Below are 25,512 nucleotides of genomic sequence, written 5' to 3' on the forward strand. Positions count from 1 at the left end.
TCTTGCCCAATCCTCTGAATTTATCCGCGCGGGGCGTCGCCAAAGACGCTGTAGTCCGGTAATTGCACCTGCTGATACGGCTCCCAGCCGCCGCCGAGGGCCTTGTAGAGCGCCACCAGATCGAGCGCGCTCTGCACCTGCGCCTGTGCGCGCTGCTGCTGGGCCTGCGCCAGCTGTCGCTGGGCGTCCAGCACGTCAATAAAGCTGGCGATCCCCTGCCGGTAGCTGTCGCTCGCCAGATCAAACGCGTTTTGCAGGGCGTCGATCGTTTTTGCGAGACCCGCTTCACGCTGCTGGTCGGTGCGATAGCTCACCAGCGCATTCTCGACATCGCCGAGTGCGGTCAGCACCGTCTGACGATAGTCCAGCACCGCCGCCCCCTGCTGCACGCGCGCCACCTTCACGCTGGAGACCAGTCGACCGCCCTGGAAGATGGGAATAGAGACCTGCGGGCCGAAGCTGTAGAAGTGGCTGCTCCAGTCGGTCAGCCAGTTTGTTTCGCTGTTGCGCAGGCCAAACTGCCCGGAGAGCGTAAAGCTCGGGAACAACTCCGCCACCGAGACGCCGATTTGTGCCGTCGCGGCGTGAAGGTTCGCCTCCGCTTCGCGCACGTCCGGACGGCGTCGCGCCAGGGTTGACGGAATACCCGTTTGCACAATATCCGGCAGGGCAGGCATCGGCTGCGCAGACTGGAGTTCGCCGTCCAGCGCCCCCGGCGGCTTGCCGAGCAGGATCGCCAGGCCATTCATCGCCTGCCGCTCCTGCGCCTGATATTGCGGAAGCTGTGCTTCAAGGTTGCCTGACTGCGCCCGGGCGTTTTCCACATCCATCTGCGGCGACAGCCCGCCCCGCTGACGGCTTTCAGTCAGATCCAGCGTCTGCTGCGCGCTTTTAATCTGGGTGTTCAGCGTGGCGATAATGCTCTGCGCCCCGCGCAGCTGTAGCCACGCGCGCGCCACTTCGGCTTCCAGCGACACCAGCGCGTCGTTACGCTGCTCAATAGCCGCATTCTGCTGCGCTTCGGCGGCTTCCACCTGACGACGCACCTTGCCCCACAGGTCGATTTCCCACTGGGCGTCGAAGCTGCCCTGGTAGAGGTTAACCGGCTGCGTCAGCGGCCCCAGCGCGCCTTTCAAATTGGGATCGATGCTGTCCACCTGGTCGTACACGCCGTGGGATTTCAGCTCACCTTCCAGCCCAAGCTGCTGGCGCGTCGCCTGCAGATTGCCGTTGACCGACGGATAAAACGCCCCGCCCGCCTGGTTAATCTGTTCACGCGCTCCGGCAATGCGCAGCACCGTCTGCTGCAGCGTCAGGTTTCCGGCGATGGCGCGTTCAACCAGGCCGTCGAGCTGCGGCGAGCCGAAGGTCTTCCACCAGCGCGGATTGGTCGCGGCGGAGGTGGTTTGCGATTTCACCGCGCTGTCGCCCTTATCGTTCCAGTGCGTGACGGAAGGTGGTGCGGGCTGCTGGTAGTCCGGCCCGACGGCGCAGCCCACCAGCAGCATCATTATCATCAGAGGGTGTAAACGTCTGTGTATCATCAATGTGCTCCTGCACTCCCCTCGCTCTTAACCGGCGAGAGCAACAAACAAAACGGAATCAGTAACAAGGCCACTGCGCTCAGAATGGTGAAGACGTCGATGTAGGCCAGGAAGCGCGACTGCTCAATCATGGTCTGGTACATGCGCCCGGTGGCGATGCCGGTGGGGTCACCCACCTGGGTGGTGAAGTTCTGGATCGCCTGCGCGCTTTCTCGTATCGCCTGCTGGAACTGCTCGTTAAATGGCGAGGCGTGATAAGCCAGATGGGCGCTATGCGCCTGCGCGCGTTCGGTGATGGCCGCCGTTGAGAGGGATATGCCAATCGAGCCCGCTACGTTACGGAACATGGTGAACAACGCCGCCGCATCGGCGTTGAGCCGCCTCGGTATCGAGATGAAGGCAATGGTGGTCAGCGGCACAAACAGGAACCCCAACCCTATCGACTGGGCGCTGCGGAACAGCACCAGGGTTTCGAAGTCGATATCCGGCGTCAGCGTGCGCGACCAGAAGAACGACACCGCCAGACAGGTAAAGCCAAAGGCAATAATCCAGCGCGTCTGCACCACCGGCATCAGCTTCAATACCAGCGGGATAGTTAAGACGATCAGCACCGCCCCAGGCGACAGCACCAGCCCGGACCAGGTGGCGGTATAGCCCAGGTCCTGCTGCGCCAGCTGCGGGATCACCACCGAGCTGCCATAGAGGATCATCGCCATCCCCGCCATCAGCAGGCTGGAAATGGCAAAGTTGCGGTCCTTCATGCAGTGCAGATCTACCACCGGCTTTTTGGCATACACCAGCCAGTAGATGGCGCCGATAATGCCGATAAGCGTCAGCACCGCGAAGGTGCGGATAAAGTTTGAGTAGAACCAGTCTTCATCTTCCCCGCGGTCGAGCATCACCTGCAGACACCCGAGACCTAAGGCGATGAGGCCGATCCCCGTCCAGTCGATACTCAGCTTCTCTTTTGATTTACTCTCCCACGACGGATCTTCCAGCAGTTGGTAGATCGCCAGCACCGTCACAATTCCCACCGGAATATTGATAAAGAACACCCAGCGCCACGAGTAGTTGTCGGTGATCCAGCCGCCCAGCGTCGGGCCAAGCACCGGCGCAACGATAATCGCAATGGAGGAAAGACCAAACGCTTTGCCCCTGTCTTCGGGTTTGAAGTAGTCGAGCAGCACCGACTGCTGCGTGGGCTGCAGCCCGCCGCCAAAAAAGCCCTGCATCACGCGGAACAGGATGATCTGCCACAGCTCGGTGGCGATCCCGCACAGGAACGAGCAGACGGTGAACATGACGATGCAAATCAGGAAGAACTGTTTGCGGCCAAACACCCGGCTCAGAAACGCCGAGATGGGCAGTACAATGCCGTTCGCGACCAGATAGCTGGTTAACACCCAGGTGGATTCGTCATAGCTGGACGAGAGCGAGCCTGCCACGTGGGGCAGCGCCACGTTGACAATGGTGGTATCCAGAATTTCCATGAACACCGCCAGGGTGACGACAAACGCCACCGCCCACGGATTACTGGCGGGTTTCCAGCTGTCGTGGCTGTGATCCGTCATTCCACCGTCACCTTCGGTGCAACCGACAGCCCCAGCGGCAGCGGTTTGTTCGGATCGAGGCCTTTATCAATCACGATTTTGACCGGCACGCGCTGCACAATTTTGACGAAGTTACCGGTGGCATTTTCTGCCGGGAAGGCGGAGAAGCGTGAGCCGCTGCCCTGCTGGATACTGTCTACGTGGCCCTCAAGCTCCATATCCGGCCACGCGTCGACGGACACGGTGACTTTATCACCCGGCTTCATGCGCTCAAGCTGCGACTCTTTAAAGTTCGCCACCACCCACACGTTCGGGGAAACCAGCGAGAACAGCGCCGTTCCCGCCTGCACCAGCGTGCCGGGCTGTACGTTGCGTTTGGTGACAACGCCGTCGAACGGGGCGCGGACTTCGGTATAGGAGAGGTTAAGATTGGCGGTTTCCAGCTGCGCTTTAGCCTGATCGACCTGACGCTCGCGCGCTTCAACATTGGTTTCCTGCTGGCGGATTTGCAGCTGTACCTGTTCCGCCACTTCCAGCTGTGCCTGAGCGCTGGCCAGCCCTGCCTGTGCGCTACGCAGTTGAGCGTTCGCGGAATCAATACTTTGCTGGGTGGTCGCGCGCGGGTCGACGCCGCGCTGGCGACGGTACTCTGCCTGCGCGTTCGCCAGATCGGCCTGCGCTTTCAGCACCTGCGCTTTGGCTTCGTCACGCTGGGCGGGATACTGGACTTTTGAAAGCGCCAGCTGCGCCTGGGCCTGATGCAGCTGCGCGATAGCCAGCCCAAGCTGGGCCTGAGCCTGATCGCGCTGCGCGGTGGTATCACGCGGATCGATGACCACCAGCAGATCGCCCTTTTTCACGCGCTGGTTATCGCGCACGCGCAGCTCGGTGACGTAGCCTGCCGTCTTGGGGGCAATCGTCACCACGTCACCGTCGGTAAAGGCGTCGTCAGTCGTCTCTTCGTTACGGGTTAAAAACCACCAGACCAGCGCCACGACGACCATTACCCCCGCGACAATGCCGAGGATAATTAACGGTTTCTTGCCCGGGCGCTTACGCTCATTATTGTTTTTGTCCTGCTCGTCAGCAGGCGGGTTTTGATCTTCAGCCATAGGTCAGCAACGGTCCTGTCAGTGAGCGGCATCACACTATGCCGTTCACTAAAGCTAGGACGTTGCTATACGTTTGCCAGGAAAAACTGACAAATTACGCACTATATGAGAAGGAATATTCCGAAACCGATCGCCGCGGCCCACACCAGCATCGGAATCGACCAGACGTGGAAACGCCACCAGATACGACGGTCGTTGGCCATACGCAGGGCAATCAGGTTTGCCAGCGAACCGGGCAGCAGCCCAAACCCACCGATGTTCACCGCCCAGGCCAGGAGCGTGTCGGGCGGAACATAGTTGAGCAGCAGAATGGTGGAAGGCACGTTGCTGATAAACTGCGACAGGCCAATCGCCGTCAGCCACAGTCCCGGCTGAGACAGCGTACTTACGCTGTGCAGAACGTTCTGCAGCACCGGAAGCTGGATAAGGAGATGCACATCAATAAACATCGCCATAAAGACCAGCAGCAGCGTCCAGTCCACGCTCACCAGAACGCGACGCGCCAGGACGATAAACCCCGCGGCAACGAGCAGGACGCCCGCCAGCTCATACTTCAGCTCCAGCGCGAACAGAAAGACGATGTATAACCCGAGACAGCTCCACACCAGACGAGGCTGCCACTGCGGACCCGTTGTGCCGCTGTGGTATTGCAGTTTTTTGTCCGGAAACGCGAACCAGCACACCGCCAGCAGCGACAACATCATCACCAGCGCCAGAGGGGCCATCTGCCAGGTAAAGGCGGCGAACGACAGCCCGGACCGTCCCCAGAGAAGGATATTTTGCGGGTTGCCGATTGGCGTCAGAAGTGAGCCTGCATTAACGGCCAGCGCTTCAAAAATGATCAAGCGACTTACCGGGATCTCGCACAGCTTACGCAGCGTGAGCGTGAGGGGCACGATGATAAACAGCGCCACATCGTTGGTCAGAAACGTCGACAGCACCGCGGCGGAGAACACCATAAACAGGGACAGCCTGCGCTCGGTGGCAAAGCGGCGCACCATTTTACGTCCCAGAACGTCAAAATAGCCGCTCAGCTCGACCCCTTTGGTGAGCATCATCAAGCCGCTCAGGGTAATGATGGTGCGCCAGTCAATCGCGGCGGGCCAGGCGTGTGGCGCAAACGGCACAAAGAGGCTTAACCCTGCGCCAATGATTAATAAGAGATGGAAGAAACGATCGCGTGCCAGGGCCTGCAGTCCAGGAATTTTCATTCAGCGGAGGGACCATATTTAAGCGTAAACTCACGAAACTTCACCAGCGTCTCTTCGCTCACGTGGTGTTCCATTCCTTCCGCATCCCGGCGGGCGATCTCCGGGCTGACGCCCAGCACCAGTAAAAAATTCTCGACAAGCTGATGGCGCTCGCGGCTCTCCTGCGCGAGTTTCTCCCCTTCCGGCGTCAGAAAAACACCGCGCCAGGGGATCATTTCAATTAAGCCCACGGAGGCCAGGCGTTTTAACATTTTAGCGACAGTAGGCTGTGAAACCCCCAGCCTGGCGGCCATATCGACCTGTCGCGCTTCACCGACCTCACGAATCAGATCGGAAATGAGTTCAACATAATCATCAATCAGTTCACGCCGGTGCGCTTCACGGACCTGGCGAAAACCTTCGACATGTTCTTCAACATTCACCAGTTGCGTCGTTTTCCTCATTGTCGGATGACCTGCGCGACGGTTCATTGTACTTCCTCAGTGGGGTGACGCTTCCAGCGCCCGGTTTCGAGAGCGCACATTGTAAACCATAGCTCCGCAAGCACAAAAAATTAACGAAATAGCCATAGCTATACAATATAGCCTGTGCTATATCTGTATGTAATGCAGTCACCCTTCACGGATCGAAGGGATCAAAACTCAGGAGGTCTTATGAACGAATTCAAGAGGTGCATGACCGTGTTTACCCACTCTCCCTTTAAAGTGCGCTTAATGCTGTTGAACATGCTGTGCGATATGTTTAACAACAAACCGCATCAGGACGACAAACCTTCCCGCTAAGCGGCGTTGCGGTACGCCGCTTCATTTTCCCGTCACAATCTCGCTGTAAACTGGCTTCCAGCCGCCTTATTCCCGATCTTTTTTACGGATTTGCAATCCCCTTCGCAAAACATCTGCTTAGCAACTGTTGATATTATTTAGCGCTCGCACTATCTTCTTGCAGCCCTGCACAATTTGCGGCTCGCTGAAGCGGACCCTCATTCCCTCTCCACGCACTGTCAGGCAGGTTATGACCCTTGACGCCAGGGTGAGCACATGGCGTTTTCATCCATGATAGTGACCTATGAATGTAACCCTGATAGATACCGTTGTGACCCGCAGCCGGGCCTTAAGCCCGTGGACGGGTTTTTACTTTTTGCAGTCATTACTGATTAACTTTGCGCTGGGTTATCCCTTTAGTCTGCTCTACGCGGTGGCGTTCACCTGCGTTCTGCATTTGCTGTGGCGAGCCGCACCGCGCGTGCAAAAAGCGTTAATCGGGATCTGTTCGCTGGTCGCTGCACTCTATTTCCCGTTTGGTCAGGCTTACGGCGCGCCAAACTTTAATACCCTGCTGGCGCTGCACTCGACGAATATGGAAGAGTCGACGGAGATCCTGACGATCTTCCCGTGGTACAGCTATGTGGTCGGGCTCTTTATCTTCGCGTTGGGCGTTATCGCCATCCGCCGTCAGTCGGGCGAGAAAAAATCCTGGGGTAAGATCGAACTACTCTGTCTGGTGTTCAGCGTTGCCGTGGCGTTTGTCGCCCCCATCCAGAATATTCCCTGGGACGGTAAGCTAAGGCTCACCAATATCGGCTATCCGGTTTTCCGCTTCGTGAAAGACGTCGTGGTAAATAATAAAGAGGTTCTCGACGAACAGGCGCGCATGGCTGAGCTTTCCAACATGAAAGACACCTGGAACGTGCTGGCCGTTAAGCCGAAATATCACACCTATGTGGTGGTAATCGGCGAAAGTGCCCGTCGCGATGCAATGGGGGCGTTCGGCGGACACTGGGATAACACACCGTTTGCTAATTCGGTTAAAGGCACGCTGTTTACCGATTATGTCGCGGCCAGCGGCTCGACGCAGAAATCGCTCGGCCTGACGCTTAACCGGGTCGTCGACGGCAAACCCCAGTATCAGGATAATTTTGTCACCCTGGCAAACCGCGCGGGTTATCAGACCTGGTGGTTCTCCAATCAGGGGCAAATTGGCGAATACGATACGGCCATTGCCAGTATCGCTAAGCGTGCCGACGAAGTGCAGTTCCTGAAGAACGGCGACTTTGAAGCCGACAAAAACACCAAAGACGAAGCACTGTTGAAAATGACGGCACAGGTCTTCGCCACCCCGCGCACCCAGCCTCAGCTGATCGTCCTGCACCTGATGGGGTCACACCCGCAGGCCTGCGATCGAACCGGCGGGAAGTACGCAGAGTTCGTGCAGTCCAAAGAGACGTCTTGCTATCTCTACACCATGACGCAAACCGACGACCTGTTGAGCAAGCTGTACGATCAGCTACGCAATACGGGCGACAGCTTCTCCATGGTCTATTTCTCGGATCACGGGCTGGCGTTTAAAGAGCGTGGTAAAGAGGTGCAGTACCTGGCGCACGATGACAAGTTCCAGCAGAACTTCCAGGTGCCGTTTATGGTGCTGTCGAGTGATGATAAAACACATCGCGTTATTAAAGCGCGTCGTTCGGCAAATGATTTCCTGCAGTTCTTCTCGCAGTGGACGGGGATTACAGCCGAGCAGATAAAAACTGCTTACCCGTTTGTCTCAAACAAGAAAGCTCCCCCAGTGTACGTTACCAACTTCAAGTTACAGAAAGTTGACTACAACCATCTGGGTACGGATATTTTTGATATTAAGAGTAAGTAGCGGTCTGATGCCCTCACCCTGGCCCTCTCCCACGGGGAGAGGGAAAAGACAAAAAAAAATCCGCCACATTGGGCGGATTTTTTATTAGCTCACCGGAGTGATTAGAAGCGGTAACCTACGCCCGCGATCCAGGTGCCAACGTCAACGTTGCGGATACGGCTCTGCTCATAGGAGAAGTCCAGAGCAACGTCCTGGATTGGGTTGAACTGCAGGCCTGCGCCATAGGAGAAGCCATAGTCGCTGTTGCTTGCAGTGCGGCTTTCGCTCTGGTTTTCAGTCTGCTGGAATTTACCGTAGCCAACACCTACAACACCGTAGATGCTTGCCCAGTCATTCAGACGGTAAGCTGGACCAGCGGTGATACCGTAGTACTGGCCTTTGTTGTATGCGCCGTTTTCAGAACGATCTTTCTCGGTGTAGGTGAAAGAACCGATCACGCCCAGTGGGTTGTTATCCTGCTCGTAGCGATACTTCAGGTTGAAACCGTTAGCTTTGTTCATCACGCCCTGATAGTCGCTCTGAGCGTAACCACCAGTAACAGTAGAAGTAGCAGCTACAGCGGTACCTGCGGAAACAGCCAGTACAGCGGCCAGTGCTGAAAGACATGCAATTTTTTTCATAACCACCTCAAATGTGCTTCAAGTAAGTCCGTAAGTTTTAAATATATCAAAAAAATTTGCGAAACTCTTTGTGATTCGTGATGTCTAATGAAACCTTTCCTGTAACAGAACGTTTCCAGCCTCAGCTATCTCTTTCAAATCACATGCAATTTTCACTACTAAATGCGCATAGTGCGCGTACGCGCCGTTACATTCATCCAGATTATTCCTAATCTATCAGGCGATAAATCCACCAGCGCTTAACCATTTTACGGATTTGACGTGGTTTTTTTTCAACAGCGCCTCAACCGTTACCGCTTATTTCCTTTACACTGCAACCTTTACCTCATTTGACATAAGCTGACAGGAGAAAGGATGCCTGGGTTATCCCGCACGTCGTCGGTTTGGCTGCCGGTAGCAGTCATACTCATTGCCATGTTGTCCATTCAAAGCGGTGCTTCGCTGGCAAAATCACTTTTTCCGCTGGTCGGTGCGCCTGGGGTGACAGCCCTGCGTATCGTGCTGGGCACGGCGATACTGGTGGTCATTTTTAAACCCTGGCGTCTGCGCTTTAAAAAGGAGCAGCGTTTACCCCTGCTGTTTTATGGACTCTCCCTGGGGGCGATGAACTATCTGTTCTACCTCTCTATCCAGACGATACCGCTGGGGATCGCCGTCGCGCTGGAGTTTACCGGCCCGCTGGCGGTGGCGCTTTTCTCCTCACGACGTGCGGTCGATTTTATCTGGGTCGTGTTAGCCGTGCTGGGGTTATGGTTCCTGCTTCCCCTGGGCCAGAGTGTCACTGAGATTGATCTGACGGGCGCAGCCCTGGCGCTGGGTGCAGGCGCCTGCTGGGCTGTCTATATACTCACGGGCCAGCGTGCAGGAGAAGAGCACGGTCCGGCGACCGTCGCGTTGGGGTCACTGATCGCTGCCATCGTCTTTGTGCCCATTGGCATGGCGCAGGCTACCGAATCTATCTGGCAATGGTCCGTCATGCCCATCGGGCTGGCGGTCGCGATTCTCTCTACCGCACTCCCCTATTCTCTGGAGATGATTGCCCTTACGCGTCTGCCGACACGCATATTTGGCACCCTGATGAGCATGGAGCCTGCGCTAGCCGCCATTTCCGGGATGGTGTTTCTCGGCGAAACCCTGACATTGACCCAGACGCTGGCGCTCTGCTCGATTATCGCGGCATCAATGGGCTCGACGCTCACCATGCGCCCTGAACCTAAAGTTGAGAAAGTGGATATCAGCTAAGGCCATATATTCTGCATGGCTTCCGCGCCATGCAGAATAAGGGCCAGAAAGACAGACGTTATAATTTTTTACACACTTTGCTCTATTTTCGAAATATCCCTCTGGGTTTACGTCCTCATCCAGTAATTAAGATTGATCTGTATCAATTTAAAAATTACCCATTAATTTCAATAAATTAAATTCTCAATCAACTTCTCGCTATTAAACCGATAGGCACAGCCAAACCGCAGACAAAAAATCCGGTGCTATACTTAGTCCCGTAATTACCTGGGACATAAACATCAAGAGGATATGAGATTATGAGTACCGCTAAACTGGTGAAAACGAAAGCGTCTAATCTGCTTTATACCCGTAACGATGTATCGGATAGCGACAAAAAAGCGACCATTGAGTTGCTGAATCGCCAGGTGATCCAGTTCATCGATCTTTCGCTGATCACCAAGCAGGCCCACTGGAATATGCGCGGTGCAAACTTTATTGCCGTTCATGAAATGCTGGATGGCTTCCGCACGGCACTGGTTACCCACCTCGATACGATGGCTGAACGTGCCGTTCAGTTAGGCGGCGTGGCGCTGGGTACCACGCAGGTGATCAACAGCAAAACGCCACTGAAGAGTTATCCGCTGGATATCCATACCGTTCAGGATCACCTGAAAGAGCTGGCGGACCGCTACGCGATTGTGGCAAATGATGTGCGCAAAGCGATTGGCGAAGCCAAAGACGAAGATACCGCAGACATTTTCACCGCCGCATCCCGCGACCTGGATCAGTTCCTGTGGTTTATCGAATCTAACATCGAGTAATTCATATAATTGCTCTATTAAACCCTCGCCATGACGCGATGCCGTTCACATAAGCGGAGCGGCACTGTGTTTCACTGAATAAAGGGTTTTTGATATCTTAACCGCCCGCGGCCTTCATGGTCGGGGGCGTTTTATTATGAACAACGCTTCCAGATTTCCACGCAGATGTTCCAGCTTTTTCGAGATGGTTCCTGGTGACGCTCTATTTCCAGCACTAGCATGTCCGTCGCTATAAGCCAGGACGCGATCTTGAGCAAGGTGTTAACGTCGGGTCGAGGATAAAAAAACGGCAGAGCGCATAATCGCTCTGCCGCCAAACGCTAATGCTTAATTTTTCGGCGAAAAAAGAGAGCAAGACATATGATATAAATCATATTTTCAATGAATGTTAAAAAAGCAGCCTCGCTGTTGGCCCTTCACTCGCCCGAACAGACGAGGAAGCTTGCTGCCCTTACTGTTCAACGATCGAAATAACATTCCCGGTTCGCAGATCTACCCGCGCAGAGACAGTCTCTTTGACTACGCCACCAAAGGCGTTGGTGCCACGGAATGTGGTATCTATCGTGGCATGCGGATCGTCGGTCAGAACCAGATGATACCGTGTGGAGAGGTGTTTGTAGGAGGAATCATCATGCATGTCGGCTTTGATCATGGCCTCTAACGGACGATAAGCCCCGTTCCAACCGCTAAAATTATCCTGAAATGTATCGAAGTTGATGCGTTTTGCCAGCATCTCAGGACTGGAACGGTATTCAGTGAAACACCAGTTCGCTATCACGCCAAACGGTGTGTCACCCTGCGTGGTGTAGCTGTTCTGGCTCACGCAGGCATAAAACCCCTCTTCTGACGCGACGGGCACCTGACGATATGCCATATAAGCAGCCACAATCTTGTGTCGCGTATCCTTACGCTCCCTACGATACTCGATAAGGGTTTTATCGGCATATTTGAAAGGCGGCGGGGAGACATCCGCATTCTGCGGCTGATCCTGTTTTTTCACGACGGCCGGACTGCGGTCGGCCGGTAGCAGGATGGCACTGATTACGCAGAGGCCCAGAAAACCGCCCAGATAAACGGCACTGACTTGCTTACGACCGGGCATTTTGACCAGCGAAGGTTTAATCAGGCCAATAATAAAGGCCACAAACAGAATAAATGCGATTAAAGAAAGAAAAGTGCTCATCGTTATCCTTTTGACTGTATATATCCATTAAAAAACAATGTCATATTATCAGAAAATAAGATCTAATTAGGGAGTAATTCACTCTTATGCGCCAGCACCGGAAGAGACGTGGCGGTCGTCTTCATTCTGCCGGCAGGATTCTTTCTTCGCATCCGCTCGCTGACCTCTCCGCGTCTGAAGCAGATCATCCGGTAAATACCGTGTACACAATCGCCTTTCAAGAAGTGCAGTTATCCCGGGTATGCAATATGATAGATGATTCATTTTGCAGTGACTTCAATCCGATGCAGGCCAAATGCATCGGTCTTCTTAAAGGGAGTTTTTTGATGAAAGAAAATAAGCACGTCAGCAAATTCGAAGCAAACCATCTCAATCCTGGTGAAGCCGTTCTGCAGTGGGGAGAAGGCTATATCGGCAAAGTGATGGGACAGGGTAAGGACAAACAGCACAACGGTGCACTGATCGTTACGGGCCAGCGAGTGGCATTCTACCGTAAAGGTTTTCTCGGCGAGGTGATTGAGACTATCCCGTTAAAATCCATTACGTCGATTGAACGCAAGTCCACGCTGGGTCACCGGGTCATTCGGATCCATACTTCCCACGACGATCTGGAATTTAAGATGTTCAGCAAGGATGCAGAACTCGCCCTGATTGAGGCGATTGAAGCTGGCCGCGGAGTGAAGACGGAAACACCAATAGCCGAACCGGCTATGACCCATCAGGATCCCTATGAGCAGCTCAAAAAGCTTTCCGAACTCAAAGAGAGCGGGATCATTTCGGAAGAAGAATTCCAGGCCAAAAAAAGCAAATTAATGGAGCTGATTTAACGTTCCTTCCTCCGGGTTAACAGGGGAAATTATTGGATTCCGCAGCCAATTCACCGGAGAACGGTTTTTGCTATCTTAATCGCCCTCGGCCTTGCTGGTCGGGGGCGTTTGTTGCCTCACGCCGTAATAGCGGTCCGCGGGAGCGATGTCAGCACCATTTTCTCCACGCCGTGCACCTCACAAGATATCCCTCGGACATATCAGTACTCTGGCAGTGAAGGTTTCTCTTTCCGTGCCTGTTTTGACACTTTCAGTTTCAGCTGCCTGTCACCTGTGCCATTGGTGAGGGTTTTGCACATCTATGGTGCATAGTTTTTGTCTGCACACCTGCAAAAGTGAACGAAATGTAATAATCACCTCACACAACCGTTAACGGAAGATTGTTTTTTCGTCAGAATTTACGCTAAATATCTCCCCGTCAGTTGATCCAAACGACGCGCACCAAAACAGTGCTCCGCTTTGGTGCAATAAAAGCTCATTGCCCCATTTATTGTGCAATGCATGACATCATCCCCTTTGCAAAACAATAGCTTGTAAAGTTGGCACGATTTTTTCATTGTGCCACCTGTTCTCGCAGGGGATCGCCCCGTGGATATAAAAGGAAATGCTATGAAGTCTGTATTAAAAGTTTCACTGGCTGCACTTACCCTGGCTTTTGCAGTGTCCTCTCAGGCTGCCGACAAACTGGTTGTGGCGACCGACACGGCGTTCGTTCCGTTTGAATTCAAACAGGGTGATAAATACGTTGGTTTTGATGTGGATCTGTGGGCCGCTGTCGCAAAAGAACTCAAGCTGGATTACACCCTGAAGCCTATGGACTTCAGCGGCATCATCCCGGCACTGCAAACCAAGAACGTTGATCTGGCGCTGGCAGGCATCACCATTACCGATGAACGTAAAAAAGCGATCGACTTCTCTGACGGCTACTACAAAAGCGGCCTGCTGGTCATGGTCAAAGCCGATAATAACGACGTAAAAAGCGTGAAAGATCTCGACGGTAAAGTGGTGGCAGTGAAGAGCGGCACCGGTTCTGTTGATTACGCGAAAGCAAATATCAAAACCAAAGACCTGCGTCAGTTCCCGAACATCGACAACGCGTACATGGAACTCGGTACCAACCGTGCTGACGCTGTTCTGCACGACACGCCTAACATCCTGTACTTCATCAAAACAGCCGGTAACGGCAAGTTCAAAGCCGTTGGTGAGTCTCTGGAAGCACAGCAGTACGGTATCGCGTTCCCGAAAGGCAGCGACGACCTGCGCACGAAAGTTAACGGTGCGCTGAAAACGCTGAAAGAGAACGGCACCTATAACGAAATCTACAAAAAATGGTTCGGTACCGAGCCTAAATAATTTCACCTGAATTCAGGTTTGTAACGCCCGGTGGCGCTGCCGCTTACCGGGCCTACGTTTTTCGTTTTTCACCACGGTATACAGGAATACATCATGCAGTTTGACTGGAGCGCCATCTGGCCTGCCATTCCTATCTTGCTTGAAGGCGCTAAAATGACCCTGTGGATTTCGGTCCTGGGTCTGGTTGGTGGGTTGATTATCGGTCTTGTCGCCGGTTTCGCCCGCACCTACGGCGGCTGGATCGCAAACCACATCGCACTGGTTTTCATCGAAGTGATCCGCGGCACCCCTATTGTCGTGCAGGTCATGTTCATCTACTTCGCCCTGCCTATGGCCTTTAACGACCTGCGCATTGATCCGTTCAGTGCCGCTGTCGTGACCATTATGATCAACTCAGGCGCTTACATCGCGGAAATCACCCGCGGTGCGGTGCTGTCGATTCATAAAGGTTTCAGTGAAGCCGGTCTGGCGTTAGGTCTTTCTCGTCGCGAAACGATCCGCCACGTTATTCTGCCGCTGGCGCTGCGTCGCATGCTGCCACCGCTCGGTAACCAGTGGATTATCAGCATCAAAGATACGTCGCTGTTCATTGTTATTGGCGTGGCTGAACTGACCCGTCAGGGGCAGGAGATCATTGCTGGCAACTTCCGCGCGCTGGAAATCTGGAGTGCGGTAGCCGTTGTCTACCTGATCATTACTCTGGTTCTGAGCTTCGTTCTGCGTCGTCTTGAAAGAAGGATGAAAATCCTGTGATTGAATTTAAAAACGTTTCCAAGCACTTTGGCCCAACCCAGGTGCTGCACAATATTGATCTGAACATTAAGCAGGGTGAAGTAGTGGTGATTATTGGGCCATCCGGCTCCGGTAAATCCACCCTGCTGCGCTGCATCAACAAGCTGGAAGAGATCACCAGCGGCGATCTGATCGTCGACGGTCTGAAGGTGAACGACCCGAAAGTGGATGAGCGCCTGATTCGTCAGGAAGCGGGCATGGTGTTCCAGCAGTTCTACCTCTTCCCGCACCTGACGGCGCTGGAAAACGTGATGTTTGGCCCACTGCGCGTGCGCGGTGCCAACAAGGCGGCAGCGGAAGTGCTGGCGAAAGATCTGCTGGCGAAAGTGGGCCTCGCCGAGCGTTCGCATCATTACCCATCCGAGCTGTCCGGTGGTCAACAGCAACGAGTGGCGATTGCCCGCGCGCTGGCGGTCAAACCGAAAATGATGCTGTTTGATGAGCCTACGTCCGCACTCGACCCGGAGCTGCGCCACGAGGTGCTAAAAGTCATGCAGGATCTGGCAGAAGAAGGGATGACGATGGTTATCGTGACCCACGAAATTGGCTTTGCTGAGAAAGTGGCGTCCCGCCTGATCTTTATTGATAAAGGCCGTATCGCGGAGGACGGTAACCCGCAGGAGTTGATTGCGAACCCGCCGAGCCAGCGTTTGCAGGAGTTCCTGCAGCACGTCTCCTGATCTTTCGCTTTACACGTAAGCCGGGCATGCCCGGCTTTTTTACGCCAGATTGTTCCCAAAAATCCCCCTCCTCACCTCGACTTCTATACTTATCATTTTGTTCGACATTTTCACCGGAGGACGCCGTGCCGTGGATCCTGTTGCTGTTGATTAGCCTGTTTAGTGCGCCATCGTTCGCCGTCGCGATCCCCGGCATCACCACCGGAACCCCCGCGACGAAGGAGAGTGCGCCGCCACCGGAACCCGATGTCGAACAGAAAAAAGCCGCCTACGGCGCCCTCGCTGACGTCCTTGAGAACGACACCTCCCGGCAGGAACTTATTGGCCAGTTGCGGAAAGTGGCCGCCACGCCGCCGCAGGCGTCAGTGCCAACCCTCACCCCTTTACAGGTGGAGGAGCAAAAAACGGTGCTGGAAAACGTCACCGACGTGAGCCGCCACTACGGGGAAGCGCTCTCCTCGCGCTTCGCTCAGCTTTACCGCAACCTGATTGGCTCACCGCATAAGGCATTTAACCCGCAAACGTTTACCGCCGCCGCCACGCAGTTCCTGATGCTGGCGGGTGCGGTGTTTCTTTTTTACTGGCTGGTGCGTCTGTGCGCGTGGCCGCTGTACCGCAAAATGGGGCAATGGGGACGCAGGAAGAATCAGCAGAGAAGCAGCTGGCTGCACCTGCCGTTGATGATAGCCTCAGCGTTTATCATCGATTTACTGCTGCTGGCGTTGACGCTGTTTTTAGGCCAGATGCTGGCCGACAGGCTGAATGCAGGCAACAAAACCATCGCCTTTCAGCAATCGCTTTTCCTGAATGCCTTTGCCCTGATTGAGTTCTTCAAGGCGCTGCTGCGGTTACTCTTTTGTCCGCACGTACCGGAGCTGCGTCCTTTCTCCATTCGGGATGCAAGCGCGAAGTACTGGGCGCTGCGTCTGAGCGTGCTCAGCGGGTTGATTGGCTACGGTCTGCTGGTTGCCGTGCCGATCATCTCCAACCAGGTAAACGTCCAGTTTGGCGCGCTGGCAAACGTGCTGATCATGATCTGCATTACCGTCTGGTCGCTGTATCTTATCTTCCACAATAAAAAAACCATTACCCAAAGCCTGCTGAATCTGGCCGATCGCTCCCTCTCGTTCTTTAGCCTCTTTATTCGCGCATTCGCCCTGGTGTGGCACTGGCTGGCAAGCGCTTACTTCATCGTACTGTGCTTCTTCTCGCTGTTTGACCCGGGCAATAGCCTGAAATTTATGATGGGGGCGACGTTCAAAAGCCTGGCCATTATCGGCATCGCGGCATTTGTGTCGGGGCTGCTGTCGCGCTGGATCTCGAAAACCATCACCCTGTCGCCGCAGGTCCAGCGTAATTATCCGGAACTGCAAAAACGGGTAAACGGCTGGATGTCGGTATCGCTCAAAGTGGCGCGCATTCTCACCGTCTGCGTGGCGATTATGCTGCTCCTGAATGCGTGGAGCCTGTTTGATTTCTGGAACTGGCTGCACAACGGTGCGGGTGAAAAAACGGTCGACATTCTGATTCGTATCGCGCTGATTTTGTTCTTCTCCGCCGTCGGCTGGACGCTGCTGGCGAGCCTTATTGAGAACCGTCTGGTCTCGGATATTCACGGCAGGCCTCTGCCCAGCGCGCGGGCAAGAACGCTGTTAACGCTGTTCCGCAACGCGCTGGCGGTGATTATCAGCACCATCACCATCATGATTGTGCTGTCGGAAATCGGCGTGAATATCGCCCCGCTGCTGGCAGGTGCCGGTGCCCTGGGGCTGGCCATCTCCTTCGGTTCGCAAACGCTGGTGAAGGATATTATTACCGGTATCTTTATTCAGTTTGAGAATGGGATGAACACGGGCGATCTGGTGACCATCGGGCCGTTAACCGGCACCGTTGAGAGGATGTCCATCCGTTCGGTTGGCGTGCGTCAGGACACCGGGGCGTACCACATCATTCCCTGGTCTTCGATCACCACTTTCGCCAACTTTGTGCGCGGCATAGGTTCCGTTGTGGCGAACTACGATGTAGATCGCCACGAGAATGCAGACAAAGCGAAGCAGGCGCTGCGCGATGCGGTAGAAGAACTGATGCAGATGGAGGATATTCGCGGGCTGGTGATCGGAGAACCGTCATTTGCCGGCATCGTCGGGCTGACGAACACGGCATTTACCCTGCGCGTGTCGTTCACCACCCAGCCGCTGAAGCAGTGGACGGTGCGCTTTGCGCTCGACAGCATGGTGAAAAAACACTTTGATCTGGCGAACGTGCGGATGCCCGTGCAGACGTATCAGGTATTGCCACCAGCCGCATCGCCGCTTCCTCCGCAGGAGCCGACGCTGTAACCTAATTGCCCGGTGGCGCTGCGCTTACCTTACCGGGCCTACGGGTTCAGGCCTGCTTTTTACGTTTGTTGTTGTCCATAAACGTCCAGGCGATAAAGCGGCTCTGTTTCTGGCCCTGCGCCATCTCTTTTTTCACCACTTTTACGGCGCCCGCTTCGGTCAGCGTGCGGTAGAGCGGTGGCAGGTTATCCCCCCGGGAAACCAGCGTCGTGAACCACTTCACCTGACGGCCAAACTGTTTGCTTTCTGCAATCATGCGCAGGATAAAGGCCACTTCACCGCCTTCGCACCAGAGTTCGTGCTGCTGACCGCCGAAGTTCAGCGCAGCATCTTCAGCCTGCCCCAGGTTACGGCGCTTACGCTCGCTGCCTGCACGGGCAGAGGCCGCTGAATCATGGAACGGCGGATTGCACATCGTCGCGTCATAGCTTTCGTTTTTGTGAATAATGCCGTTGAAGATCGACGCCGCGTCTTTCTGACGACGCAGGCGAATGGCGCGGCTTAATCCCGGGTTAGCGCTGATAATCGCCTGGGCGCTGGCAAAGGCCTCGTCACCGATTTCGCTTCCGGTAAAGCGCCACTGGTATTCATGCGCGCCGATCAGCGGGTAAATCAGGTTCGCCCCGGTGCCAATATCCAGAATGGTGGCCTGCTGTGGAACGACACCCTCATTGCTTTCGGCAAGAAGGTCGGCAAGGTGATGAACGTAATCAGCGCGACCCGGCACAGGAGGACAGAGAAAGCCTTCCGGAATATCCCAGTGAGCCACACCGTAAAAATGCGCCAGCAGGGCTTTGTTCAGCATTTTAACCGCCTGCGGGTCAGCAAAGTTGACCGAGGGCTCACCCGCTGGGGTCTGAACCAGGTAGTCCTTCAGCGGCGGGCAGCTCAGGCATAACGCATTCATGTCGTAGCGGCTGCGGTGGCGATTTCGCGGGTGCAATCCCGGCTTTTGGGCAGTCATGGCATTCTCCTTTAAACAGCGGCGTAAGATACCCTTTGCTGGCTCAACGGTAAATCTTTCTCTGCATCGCTCAAAAAATCGCCATAAATCAAACACCTTTATGTCTATGATCCGTCAGCGAATTGTCAATTTATATCGTTCAAAAAATAAGCAGATCATCATCAAATATTTGCGCTAAGTCACATTCGTCAGGCTTCTAAACTTAAAGGGAATCACCTGTTGTTTCCTCATGAGGATGTGATTATGAAAAAGTACCTGACCCTTGCTGTTATCGCAGCCGCCCTGGCGACCGCGTCCTTCTCTGCCATGGCCGTTCAGTCACTGACCCAGAGTACCGATACTAGCCAGTTGCGTCCTGCAGGCACCGTTTCGGTAAGTCGTGCCAGTAACCTTGACGATCTACAGGATAAGCTCGCCGAAAAAGCCCGTCAGGAAGGTGCAAAAGGATTCGTGGTGAACTCCGCTGGCGGAGATAACCATATGTACGGCACTGCGACCATTTATAAATAACCTGCCTCTTCCACAAGACTGCATCTGCCCAACGGGTGCAGTTCTCTTCTCCCCTCACCTTGATTGTTCATTTTTTAACCCCATAGTAAACAGATGGCCTAAACCGATTTCAGGAGGACACTATGGCTTCCGGCTGGGCAAATGACGACGCTGTTAACGAACAGATCAACAGTACTATTGAAGATGCGGTTGCGCGTGCTCGCGGTGAAATTCCGCACGGCGAAAGCTTAACTGAATGCGAAGAATGCGGAGAACCCATTCCAGAGGCGCGCCGAAAAGCCATTCCCGGTGTACGGCTTTGCATTACGTGCCAGCAGCATAAAGATTCAAAAAATTCATCACACTCGGGATATAATCGCAGAGGTTCGAAAGACAGCCAGTTACGTTGACTTTGCTTTACCAAAGCTAACCGAGGACGCGCGTTCCTTTACGCTCACGGTTTTTAGCCAGACGCGTAGCAAAACGTGCCCTTCATATCGCTTCTGTAAAGCGCATCTGCAAGAACTGTAAAGCGGTGCTTTGAATTTATTAATATTCAATAAGTTATTTGTCATTCAATTTTTTTGATCGACCACGTCAATTCTCTTCGATTTTATCACTCGCGAAAAACCGTGATACTTATCACATCGACGGAACATCGTCCCCTTAACAGAAACACCTGCGAGAGATTAATTATGAAAACCATCAAATATGCTGTAGCTGCTGTTGCCCTGTCCGCTCTGTCTTTCGGCGCTTTCGCTGTAGAGCCGGTCTCTTCTACTCAGGCACAGAACATGAACAAAGTCGGTGTGGTCAGTGCTGATGGTGCCACCACGCTGGACGGTCTGGAAGCCAAACTGGCTGAGAAAGCCGCTGCTGCCGGTGCAAGCGGATACACCATTACCTCCGCTAACGGCAATAACAAGCTGAGCGGTACTGCGGTTATCTACAAATAATCGACTGAATGAATGCTGTACCCTCGCCATACCCTCTGGTGAGCTGCTCCACCCTCATTGACCCTGTTGTTGTTACCCTTGCTTGCCCGTCCGCCACTGGACGGGCTTTTTTTTGTCTAAAACGCCTGCGCCACACGTTCAAGCCCGGCCTGGACGGATTCCACTTCTCCGGTTGCCAGCAAACAGCAGGCCATCTGCAGCTTGATCGAATGCGGAACAGGAACATTTCCGGCAAGGCACTGCTCAATCCAGTGGGCTGTGGTATGGGGATCTTTTGCCTCAGGCAATATCACACCGGTATTTTCCTCCCCGCGTTCCAGAATGGCGCGCGTACCGGCAGAATCAATCAGCATCACCTGCGGGCAGCGCTGTGGGTTCGCATAAACCTCACCTTCCGTGCCGTGCATCAGCAACGCCCTTCCGCCAATGGCCTCAAAGAATTGCCCCACGCGCGCCACGTATTCCGGGTGCGAGACGCTGGAAAGACGCAGGGCGGCATCTTCGCCAAACGGCGTGGCCAATTTAGCCAGCGTGTGCGCGCTGTTACGCACGCCCATGCGCCAGCGCATATCGAGCTGCTTTTCCAGCGGCGGGCAGAGTGTGCTGACCGGGATATAAACAGGCTGATGGCCATCCAGCTTCGCCTGCGCCTGACCGGCATGACGCGTTGGTTCGATGCCCAGCATCCCGAAAATAGTCTCCGTCAGCACGCGGGTGGGATCTTCGCTTACACCGTGCACCACCACCGGGAACCCCAGCTTGTGTAATAAGATAGCAAGCAGCGGGGTTAAATTTGCCTGCTTGCGCGCGCCGTTGTAGCTCGGGATCACGATCGGCATGGGTTTTGCCACGGGTGGCGTTAAGCGCAGCGTTTGCGCCTGCATGGCTTCATAGAACCCGCGCATCTCCGCCTCACCTTCCCCTTTGATACGCAGCGCAATCAGAATGCCCCCCATTTCCAGGTCGGGGACGTCGCCCTCAAGCATGCGAGTATAAAGTGCACGCGCGGTTTCATGGTCCAGATCGCGGGCATGATTTTTCCCGCGCCCTACCTCTTTGATAATTTTGCGGTAATCCACGACTTCTCTCCTGACAGCATCTCTTGTTAACAATATAGCCCTGATGATTGCCAGGCTGTTAGTGATTTATCCCTTTCCCCAATGCTCTGTTTTAATGAACAAAAATAAACACAAGTAATTTTTCAATTATTTGTGATTTATACAGAAGATTCTTAGCCATACATTTTTTGATTAAATAACCAGCGGAAAGTCTTCAAGGGTCAACGGTGAAAACGTCCAGGCAACGTTCGCACCAGTAACATATCAGGATTCACTATGAACAAGGTTGCTTTAGGTTTATTCGTCGCCGCAGCGGTGGGGTGTTCTGCATCCGCATTTGCGGCAACAAACGGTGAAGGTCAGATCAACTTCACCGGGGAAATTATTGATTCAGCATGTCAGGTGGTTAATGGGTTAAGTAACCCGTTAAACGTTCAGTTAGGCAAAGTCTCTAAAACGGTATTTACCGGTGCAGGCTCTACCAGCACGTTAACGAAGTTCGATATTCAGTTAAAAGACTGTCCGGAAACGGTTACCTCCGCAGCGATTAACTTCGGCGGAACGCCGGATGCGAATAACAACGCCACGCTGGCATTAACGCCGGATGTGGATGCTGCAACGGGTGTAGCTATTCAGCTGGTTGACGCTTCTGAGCAGCCGGTGAGTCTGTATACCCCTTCTCAGCAATATGCGTTAGCCTCCGGTACGGCGGTTAACGACCTGATATTCGGTGCTCGCTATATTCAAACCGGGGCCGCGATTACCGCAGGTCCAGCTAATTCTGTATCGACCTTCACCGTTATCTATAACTGATATTATCAATCCTGAGATATTAACGCGTTTATACGCGTTAATATCTCTCCTATTATTGAGAAATATTTATGCGCCACGGTTATTTACTGAGCACGCTTTTACTGGCGACCGCCACTGCACATGCAGGTGTCATTATTAATGGCACACGTCTGGTCTACCAGGGAGATAAAAAGGAATCGTCTCTTGGTCTTTCAAACCCGGATACAACGGATTATCTGGTACAGTCCTGGGTCGACGCTGGCGGTAAAAATCTGGCCAAAGCCCCTTTCCTGATCACCCCTCCGCTTTTTCGCCTTGATGCGAAAGAGGATAACGTTCTGCGCGTGGTGCGCACCGGCGGTAATTTACCGGAAGATCGTGAATCCTTGTACTGGCTGAATATCAAAGCCATCCCCTCGTCAAAGCACGTTGACGGGATGAATACCCTGCAAATTGCCATTAATACGCGCATAAAATTGTTGTATCGCCCAACGGCGGTTAAAGGCAAACCTGAAGATGTTGCGAATAAACTTGAGTGGCATCGTGAGGGCAACGATTTGGTCGTGAATAACCCCACGCCTTTCTATATGAATTTCCAGAAGGTGACGCTTAACGGCCATAAAGTGGATAAAGCCACATGGGCAATACCTGAAACGGAAACGCATTTTGCCTTACCTGGCAACGTCAGCGGTTCCACTGTCGCGTATTCCATTATTACGGATTACGGCAGCATCAGCCAGACCTGGTCGAAATCAGTCCACTAATATCACGCGCAGATAATTACTCTCATCATGTACAGCCATAAAAAACGGTTCACCTGCCGAATTTCATCACTGCTGGTCATTCTCTGTGGCCTGGCACTGGCGATCTTTGCGCAGCAGGTTATGGCTGATGATTATTTTAACCCGGCGCTGCTGGACATTGATAATCCACAACAGGGTAAGACCGATCTGTCGGTTTACGAAAAAGGGCCAGGGCAGGCACCGGGTAAATATCAGGTCGCCATTTTTATTAATAACAATAAAATTGATACCCGCGACGTCACGTTCACATTACAAAAAGATTCGCACGGCAACAGTTCACTTCAGCCCTGCTTTAGCCTGAGCGATTTAAAAAGCCTTGGGATCAAGACCCGAAAATACCCGGGGCTGATGGCAAAAGGCCGATGCGCCGATTTAACCGCCATCCCGGCAACCTCCGCATCGTTTCACGTTCGCAATCAGCAGTTGCTGCTCAGTATTCCACAGTTGGCCCTGGGTCAGGTTCCACGCGGCTATATCGACCCGAAAGAATTCGACGAGGGGATCACCGCGGGTATTCTCAACTACAGCGCGACCGCCAGCCAGAGCCATGCGCGTCAGTCGGGCGAGCAGGATAACAGTAGCCAGTACGTTAACCTGCGTCCCGGTTTTAACGTCGGTGCCTGGCGCGTGCGCAACTACTCCACGTGGAATCGCAGCACACAGGGAAAAGAAGAGCAGCAAAAATTCTCCTCCGTTTATACCTATGCCCAGCGCGATATCATCGCGATGAAGAGCGATCTCACCGTTGGGCAAAGCTCCTCACCTTCTGATGTTTTTGACAGCGTGCCCTACACCGGCGTGGAGATTAAATCCGACAGCGACATGCTGCCGGACAGCGAGAAAGGCTATGCGCCGATTATTCGCGGCACCGCACACAGCAATGCGCTGGTGATGGTACGCCAGAATGGCTACGTCATTTATCAGAACACGGTCGCGCCCGGCGCGTTTGAAATTAACGATCTCTACCCCACCGGCAGCAGCGGCGATTTGCAGGTCACCGTGAAAGAGACCGACGGCAGCGAAAGCCATTTCGTGGTGCCGTATGCCTCCGTACCGGTACTGCAGCGTGAAAAAAACCTGCGCTACAGCGTGACCGCCGGGCGGTACCGTTCTTACGACAAAGACGTCGAGAAGACCCCGTTTGCTCAGGGCAGCGCGATTTACGGCCTGCCCTATGGTTTCACCGCCTACGGCGGCGTGCAGCAGAGCAGTCATTATCAGTCCCAGGCGCTCGGCGCCGGGAAAAACATGGGCGATTTAGGGGCGTTCTCCATCGACGTCACCCGTGCGAAAGCCCTGCTGAAAAAGCAGCAGTCCAGCAAGGGCCAGTCCTGGCGCGTGCGCTACAGCAAAGATTTCGCCGGTTCAGGCACCAACTTCTCGCTCGCGGGCTATCGCTACAACAGCAAAGGGTTTTACACCCTGGAAGACACCATGGAGTCTTACACCCGCTCTGACGACTGGTCTGCCCCTCAGCAGCGCCGCGCCCGAACCGAGGCCACCGTCGACCAGACGCTGCCTGAAGGCTGGGGGTCCGTCACCCTGAGCATGGTGAAAGAGACTTACTGGAGCCAGAGCCAGGACATGACCTCCATGAGCGTCAGCTACAACAACAGCTGGCACGGGGTGAGCTACAGCCTGAGCTACAGCATGAACAAGAACACTGACGACAGCGATGAAAACGGCGACGAAGTGACGAACGACAACCAGTTCTCGCTGAGCGTCTCCGTTCCGCTGGACCACTGGATGCATAACACCTGGGCCACCTACAACCTGAATAACACCAAAGACGGCACCACGCAGAACATCGGTCTTAACGGCACGGCGCTGAAGGAAGACAACCTGAACTGGAATATTCAGCAGGGGCTGAGCAGTACCGGCAGCGGTAACTCGACCAGTCTGAATGCCGATTACAAAGCGACCTATGGCGAAGTGAGTGGCGGCGTCAGTCAGGATAAGTATCAGCAGACCGTTAACGTTGGTTTGCAGGGTGGCGTGGTTGCTCATGCTAACGGGATCACCCTGAGCCAACCGCTCGGTGAGACCATCGCGCTGGTGAAAGCACCCGGCACCCACGGAACGCATATTGCTAACCAGACGGGCGTTGAGACCGATTTCCGCGGCTATACCGTCGTGCCGTTCGTCACCGCATATCGCCATAACACCATCGCGCTGGATACCGAAACGCTGCCGGACAACGCCGACGTGACGCACGCGGCGCAGGTGGTGACCCCAACACGCGGCGCCGTGGTGCGTGCGAGCTTTAATACCCGCGTGGGCAGTCGCGTTCTGATGACGCTCACCCACAACGGCAAACCGCTGCCCTTCGGTGCAACGGTGACCACGGAGGATAAGGACAGCGAATTTATTGTCGGTAACGACGGACAGACCTACCTCTCAGGTCTGCCACCGCAAGGGCACCTCGCCGTCTCCTGGGGAGAGGATGTGAGCGAGCACTGCGTCGCTGACTACGCGCTAACGGATGAGAACGAGAAAACCAGCATTATCAACGCTGCGGCGCAGTGTCATTGATGCATCCATCAGG

The 25,512-nt window shown here is 54.2% G+C and carries 24 protein-coding genes and 1 pseudogene; 15 read left to right on the top strand and 10 right to left on the bottom strand.

Annotated features, from left to right (window positions below):
• Positions 1-20: 20 nt before the first annotated feature.
• From FU672_RS07410 to mntR, 5 genes are all read right to left on the bottom strand, one after another.
• Positions 21-1,544: an efflux transporter outer membrane subunit gene (locus FU672_RS07410; protein ID WP_148242760.1), complete on the bottom strand. Its 1,524-nt coding sequence runs from the start codon at positions 1,542-1,544 to the stop codon at positions 21-23.
• Positions 1,544-3,115 (bottom strand): DHA2 family efflux MFS transporter permease subunit, encoded by a 1,572-nt coding sequence (locus FU672_RS07415; RefSeq protein WP_148242761.1) that lies wholly within the window; start codon positions 3,113-3,115, stop codon positions 1,544-1,546. The genes FU672_RS07410 and FU672_RS07415 overlap by 1 nt, the downstream gene beginning before the upstream one ends.
• Positions 3,112-4,206, bottom strand: coding sequence for an HlyD family secretion protein (locus FU672_RS07420; RefSeq protein WP_148242762.1), 1,095 nt, complete (start codon positions 4,204-4,206; stop codon positions 3,112-3,114). The genes FU672_RS07415 and FU672_RS07420 overlap by 4 nt, the downstream gene beginning before the upstream one ends.
• 101 nt (positions 4,207-4,307) lie before the next feature.
• A complete protein-coding gene (locus FU672_RS07425) occupies positions 4,308-5,417 on the bottom strand; it encodes an anion transporter (protein WP_148242763.1) in 1,110 nt (369 codons plus the stop codon).
• On the bottom strand, positions 5,414-5,887 hold the full coding sequence (mntR, locus tag FU672_RS07430; RefSeq protein ID WP_023310887.1) for a manganese-binding transcriptional regulator MntR: 474 nt from the start codon (positions 5,885-5,887) through the stop codon (positions 5,414-5,416). The genes FU672_RS07425 and mntR overlap by 4 nt, the downstream gene beginning before the upstream one ends.
• Positions 5,888-6,070: 183 nt before the next feature.
• On the opposite strand from mntR, the gene mntS reads away from it, so the two are divergent.
• Together mntS and FU672_RS07440 are read left to right on the top strand one after the other, a co-directional pair.
• Positions 6,071-6,199, top strand: a complete 129-nt coding sequence (gene mntS, locus FU672_RS07435; protein WP_148242764.1) for a manganase accumulation protein MntS — start codon at positions 6,071-6,073, stop codon at positions 6,197-6,199.
• Between the two features lie 283 nt (positions 6,200-6,482).
• The gene (locus tag FU672_RS07440; protein WP_148242765.1) at positions 6,483-8,066 is read left to right on the top strand and encodes a phosphoethanolamine transferase; all 1,584 of its coding nucleotides are present in this window, start codon (positions 6,483-6,485) and stop codon (positions 8,064-8,066) included.
• A 101-nt stretch (positions 8,067-8,167) separates the two neighbouring features.
• Here FU672_RS07440 and ompX read toward each other — a convergent pair whose 3' ends face one another.
• Entirely contained in the window at positions 8,168-8,686 is a 519-nt protein-coding gene (gene ompX / locus FU672_RS07445; protein WP_023310884.1) for an outer membrane protein OmpX, read from the bottom strand.
• 354 nt (positions 8,687-9,040) lie between these two features.
• Between ompX and rhtA the strand changes: the two genes are divergently transcribed.
• Together rhtA and dps are read left to right on the top strand one after the other, a co-directional pair.
• Positions 9,041-9,928 (top strand): threonine/homoserine exporter RhtA, encoded by an 888-nt coding sequence (gene rhtA / locus FU672_RS07450; protein ID WP_148242766.1) that lies wholly within the window; start codon positions 9,041-9,043, stop codon positions 9,926-9,928.
• A 299-nt stretch (positions 9,929-10,227) separates the two neighbouring features.
• Complete coding sequence (gene dps / locus FU672_RS07455; protein WP_010428924.1) at positions 10,228-10,731, top strand: DNA starvation/stationary phase protection protein Dps; 504 nt, start codon at positions 10,228-10,230, stop codon at positions 10,729-10,731.
• Between the two features lie 45 nt (positions 10,732-10,776).
• Here dps and FU672_RS07460 read toward each other — a convergent pair.
• Positions 10,777-10,982, bottom strand: a pseudogene (locus FU672_RS07460) (IS4 family transposase); the annotation flags it as partial.
• 200 nt (positions 10,983-11,182) lie between these two features.
• Positions 11,183-11,914, bottom strand: coding sequence for a hypothetical protein (locus tag FU672_RS07465; protein WP_148242767.1), 732 nt, complete (start codon positions 11,912-11,914; stop codon positions 11,183-11,185).
• Between the two features lie 86 nt (positions 11,915-12,000).
• On the opposite strand from FU672_RS07465, the gene FU672_RS07470 reads away from it, so the two are divergent.
• The 5 genes from FU672_RS07470 (at position 12,001) to ybiO (ending at position 17,905) form a co-directional block, all read left to right on the top strand.
• Complete coding sequence (locus FU672_RS07470; RefSeq protein ID WP_233423440.1) at positions 12,001-12,741, top strand: SHOCT domain-containing protein; 741 nt, start codon at positions 12,001-12,003, stop codon at positions 12,739-12,741.
• 609 nt (positions 12,742-13,350) lie between these two features.
• Complete coding sequence (glnH, locus tag FU672_RS07480) at positions 13,351-14,094, top strand: glutamine ABC transporter substrate-binding protein GlnH (RefSeq protein ID WP_023310880.1); 744 nt, start codon at positions 13,351-13,353, stop codon at positions 14,092-14,094.
• Positions 14,095-14,187: 93 nt separating this feature from the next.
• A complete protein-coding gene (glnP, locus tag FU672_RS07485; RefSeq protein WP_121931111.1) occupies positions 14,188-14,847 on the top strand; it encodes a glutamine ABC transporter permease GlnP in 660 nt (219 codons plus the stop codon).
• Positions 14,844-15,566 (top strand): glutamine ABC transporter ATP-binding protein GlnQ, encoded by a 723-nt coding sequence (gene glnQ / locus FU672_RS07490; protein WP_148242769.1) that lies wholly within the window; start codon positions 14,844-14,846, stop codon positions 15,564-15,566. Before glnP ends, glnQ begins: the two co-directional genes overlap by 4 nt.
• Positions 15,567-15,691: 125 nt before the next feature.
• Positions 15,692-17,905, top strand: a complete 2,214-nt coding sequence (ybiO, locus tag FU672_RS07495; RefSeq protein WP_148242770.1) for a mechanosensitive channel protein — start codon at positions 15,692-15,694, stop codon at positions 17,903-17,905.
• A 46-nt stretch (positions 17,906-17,951) separates the two neighbouring features.
• Here ybiO and rlmF read toward each other — a convergent pair whose 3' ends face one another.
• The gene (gene rlmF / locus FU672_RS07500) at positions 17,952-18,869 is read right to left on the bottom strand and encodes a 23S rRNA (adenine(1618)-N(6))-methyltransferase RlmF (RefSeq protein WP_187360786.1); all 918 of its coding nucleotides are present in this window, start codon (positions 18,867-18,869) and stop codon (positions 17,952-17,954) included.
• 243 nt (positions 18,870-19,112) lie between these two features.
• Between rlmF and mcbA the strand changes: the two genes are divergently transcribed.
• The 3 genes from mcbA to ybiJ all read left to right on the top strand — a co-directional run bounded on the left by mcbA (position 19,113) and on the right by ybiJ (position 20,314).
• A complete protein-coding gene (mcbA, locus tag FU672_RS07510) occupies positions 19,113-19,379 on the top strand; it encodes a DUF1471 family periplasmic protein McbA (protein ID WP_023334995.1) in 267 nt (88 codons plus the stop codon).
• Positions 19,380-19,501: 122 nt separating this feature from the next.
• Entirely contained in the window at positions 19,502-19,768 is a 267-nt protein-coding gene (locus FU672_RS07515; protein ID WP_148242772.1) for a DksA/TraR family C4-type zinc finger protein, read from the top strand.
• A gap of 285 nt (positions 19,769-20,053) precedes the next feature.
• A complete protein-coding gene (ybiJ, locus tag FU672_RS07520; RefSeq protein WP_023310874.1) occupies positions 20,054-20,314 on the top strand; it encodes a DUF1471 family protein YbiJ in 261 nt (86 codons plus the stop codon).
• A gap of 116 nt (positions 20,315-20,430) precedes the next feature.
• Here the strand turns inward: ybiJ and ybiB are convergent, their stop codons facing one another.
• On the bottom strand, positions 20,431-21,393 hold the full coding sequence (gene ybiB / locus FU672_RS07525) for a DNA-binding protein YbiB (RefSeq protein ID WP_148242773.1): 963 nt from the start codon (positions 21,391-21,393) through the stop codon (positions 20,431-20,433).
• Positions 21,394-21,648: 255 nt separating this feature from the next.
• Here ybiB and FU672_RS07530 point away from each other — a divergent pair, with 255 nt between their 5' ends.
• From FU672_RS07530 to FU672_RS07540, 3 genes are all read left to right on the top strand, one after another.
• On the top strand, positions 21,649-22,185 hold the full coding sequence (locus FU672_RS07530; protein WP_148242774.1) for a fimbrial protein: 537 nt from the start codon (positions 21,649-21,651) through the stop codon (positions 22,183-22,185).
• Positions 22,186-22,253: 68 nt separating this feature from the next.
• Complete coding sequence (locus FU672_RS07535) at positions 22,254-22,928, top strand: fimbrial biogenesis chaperone (protein ID WP_148242775.1); 675 nt, start codon at positions 22,254-22,256, stop codon at positions 22,926-22,928.
• Between the two features lie 27 nt (positions 22,929-22,955).
• Entirely contained in the window at positions 22,956-25,499 is a 2,544-nt protein-coding gene (locus FU672_RS07540) for a fimbria/pilus outer membrane usher protein (RefSeq protein ID WP_148242776.1), read from the top strand.
• The last annotated feature ends 13 nt before the right edge of the window (positions 25,500-25,512 follow it).

This window comes from Enterobacter asburiae (genome assembly GCF_008080435.1).
In the GTDB taxonomy this organism is placed as follows: domain Bacteria; phylum Pseudomonadota; class Gammaproteobacteria; order Enterobacterales; family Enterobacteriaceae; genus Enterobacter; species Enterobacter asburiae_C.

What these genes read in the sequence shown, in the direction of transcription:
- FU672_RS07410 (WP_148242760.1), bottom strand. Translation starts at nt 1,544, where the DNA reads ATGATACACAGACGTTTACACCCTCTGATGATAATGATGCTGCTGGTG.
- FU672_RS07535 (WP_148242775.1), top strand. Translation starts at nt 22,254, where the DNA reads ATGCGCCACGGTTATTTACTGAGCACGCTTTTACTGGCGACCGCCACT.
- dps (WP_010428924.1), top strand. Translation starts at nt 10,228, where the DNA reads ATGAGTACCGCTAAACTGGTGAAAACGAAAGCGTCTAATCTGCTTTAT.
- rlmF (WP_187360786.1), bottom strand. Translation starts at nt 18,869, where the DNA reads ATGACTGCCCAAAAGCCGGGATTGCACCCGCGAAATCGCCACCGCAGC.
- FU672_RS07465 (WP_148242767.1), bottom strand. Translation starts at nt 11,914, where the DNA reads ATGAGCACTTTTCTTTCTTTAATCGCATTTATTCTGTTTGTGGCCTTT.
- glnH (WP_023310880.1), top strand. Translation starts at nt 13,351, where the DNA reads ATGAAGTCTGTATTAAAAGTTTCACTGGCTGCACTTACCCTGGCTTTT.
- FU672_RS07440 (WP_148242765.1), top strand. Translation starts at nt 6,483, where the DNA reads ATGAATGTAACCCTGATAGATACCGTTGTGACCCGCAGCCGGGCCTTA.
- rhtA (WP_148242766.1), top strand. Translation starts at nt 9,041, where the DNA reads ATGCCTGGGTTATCCCGCACGTCGTCGGTTTGGCTGCCGGTAGCAGTC.
- FU672_RS07470 (WP_233423440.1), top strand. Translation starts at nt 12,001, where the DNA reads ATGCGCCAGCACCGGAAGAGACGTGGCGGTCGTCTTCATTCTGCCGGC.
- FU672_RS07425 (WP_148242763.1), bottom strand. Translation starts at nt 5,417, where the DNA reads ATGAAAATTCCTGGACTGCAGGCCCTGGCACGCGATCGTTTCTTCCAT.
- ompX (WP_023310884.1), bottom strand. Translation starts at nt 8,686, where the DNA reads ATGAAAAAAATTGCATGTCTTTCAGCACTGGCCGCTGTACTGGCTGTT.
- FU672_RS07540 (WP_148242776.1), top strand. Translation starts at nt 22,956, where the DNA reads ATGTACAGCCATAAAAAACGGTTCACCTGCCGAATTTCATCACTGCTG.
- ybiJ (WP_023310874.1), top strand. Translation starts at nt 20,054, where the DNA reads ATGAAAACCATCAAATATGCTGTAGCTGCTGTTGCCCTGTCCGCTCTG.
- mntS (WP_148242764.1), top strand. Translation starts at nt 6,071, where the DNA reads ATGAACGAATTCAAGAGGTGCATGACCGTGTTTACCCACTCTCCCTTT.
- mntR (WP_023310887.1), bottom strand. Translation starts at nt 5,887, where the DNA reads ATGAACCGTCGCGCAGGTCATCCGACAATGAGGAAAACGACGCAACTG.
- mcbA (WP_023334995.1), top strand. Translation starts at nt 19,113, where the DNA reads ATGAAAAAGTACCTGACCCTTGCTGTTATCGCAGCCGCCCTGGCGACC.
- glnP (WP_121931111.1), top strand. Translation starts at nt 14,188, where the DNA reads ATGCAGTTTGACTGGAGCGCCATCTGGCCTGCCATTCCTATCTTGCTT.
- FU672_RS07415 (WP_148242761.1), bottom strand. Translation starts at nt 3,115, where the DNA reads ATGACGGATCACAGCCACGACAGCTGGAAACCCGCCAGTAATCCGTGG.
- FU672_RS07515 (WP_148242772.1), top strand. Translation starts at nt 19,502, where the DNA reads ATGGCTTCCGGCTGGGCAAATGACGACGCTGTTAACGAACAGATCAAC.
- FU672_RS07530 (WP_148242774.1), top strand. Translation starts at nt 21,649, where the DNA reads ATGAACAAGGTTGCTTTAGGTTTATTCGTCGCCGCAGCGGTGGGGTGT.
- FU672_RS07420 (WP_148242762.1), bottom strand. Translation starts at nt 4,206, where the DNA reads ATGGCTGAAGATCAAAACCCGCCTGCTGACGAGCAGGACAAAAACAAT.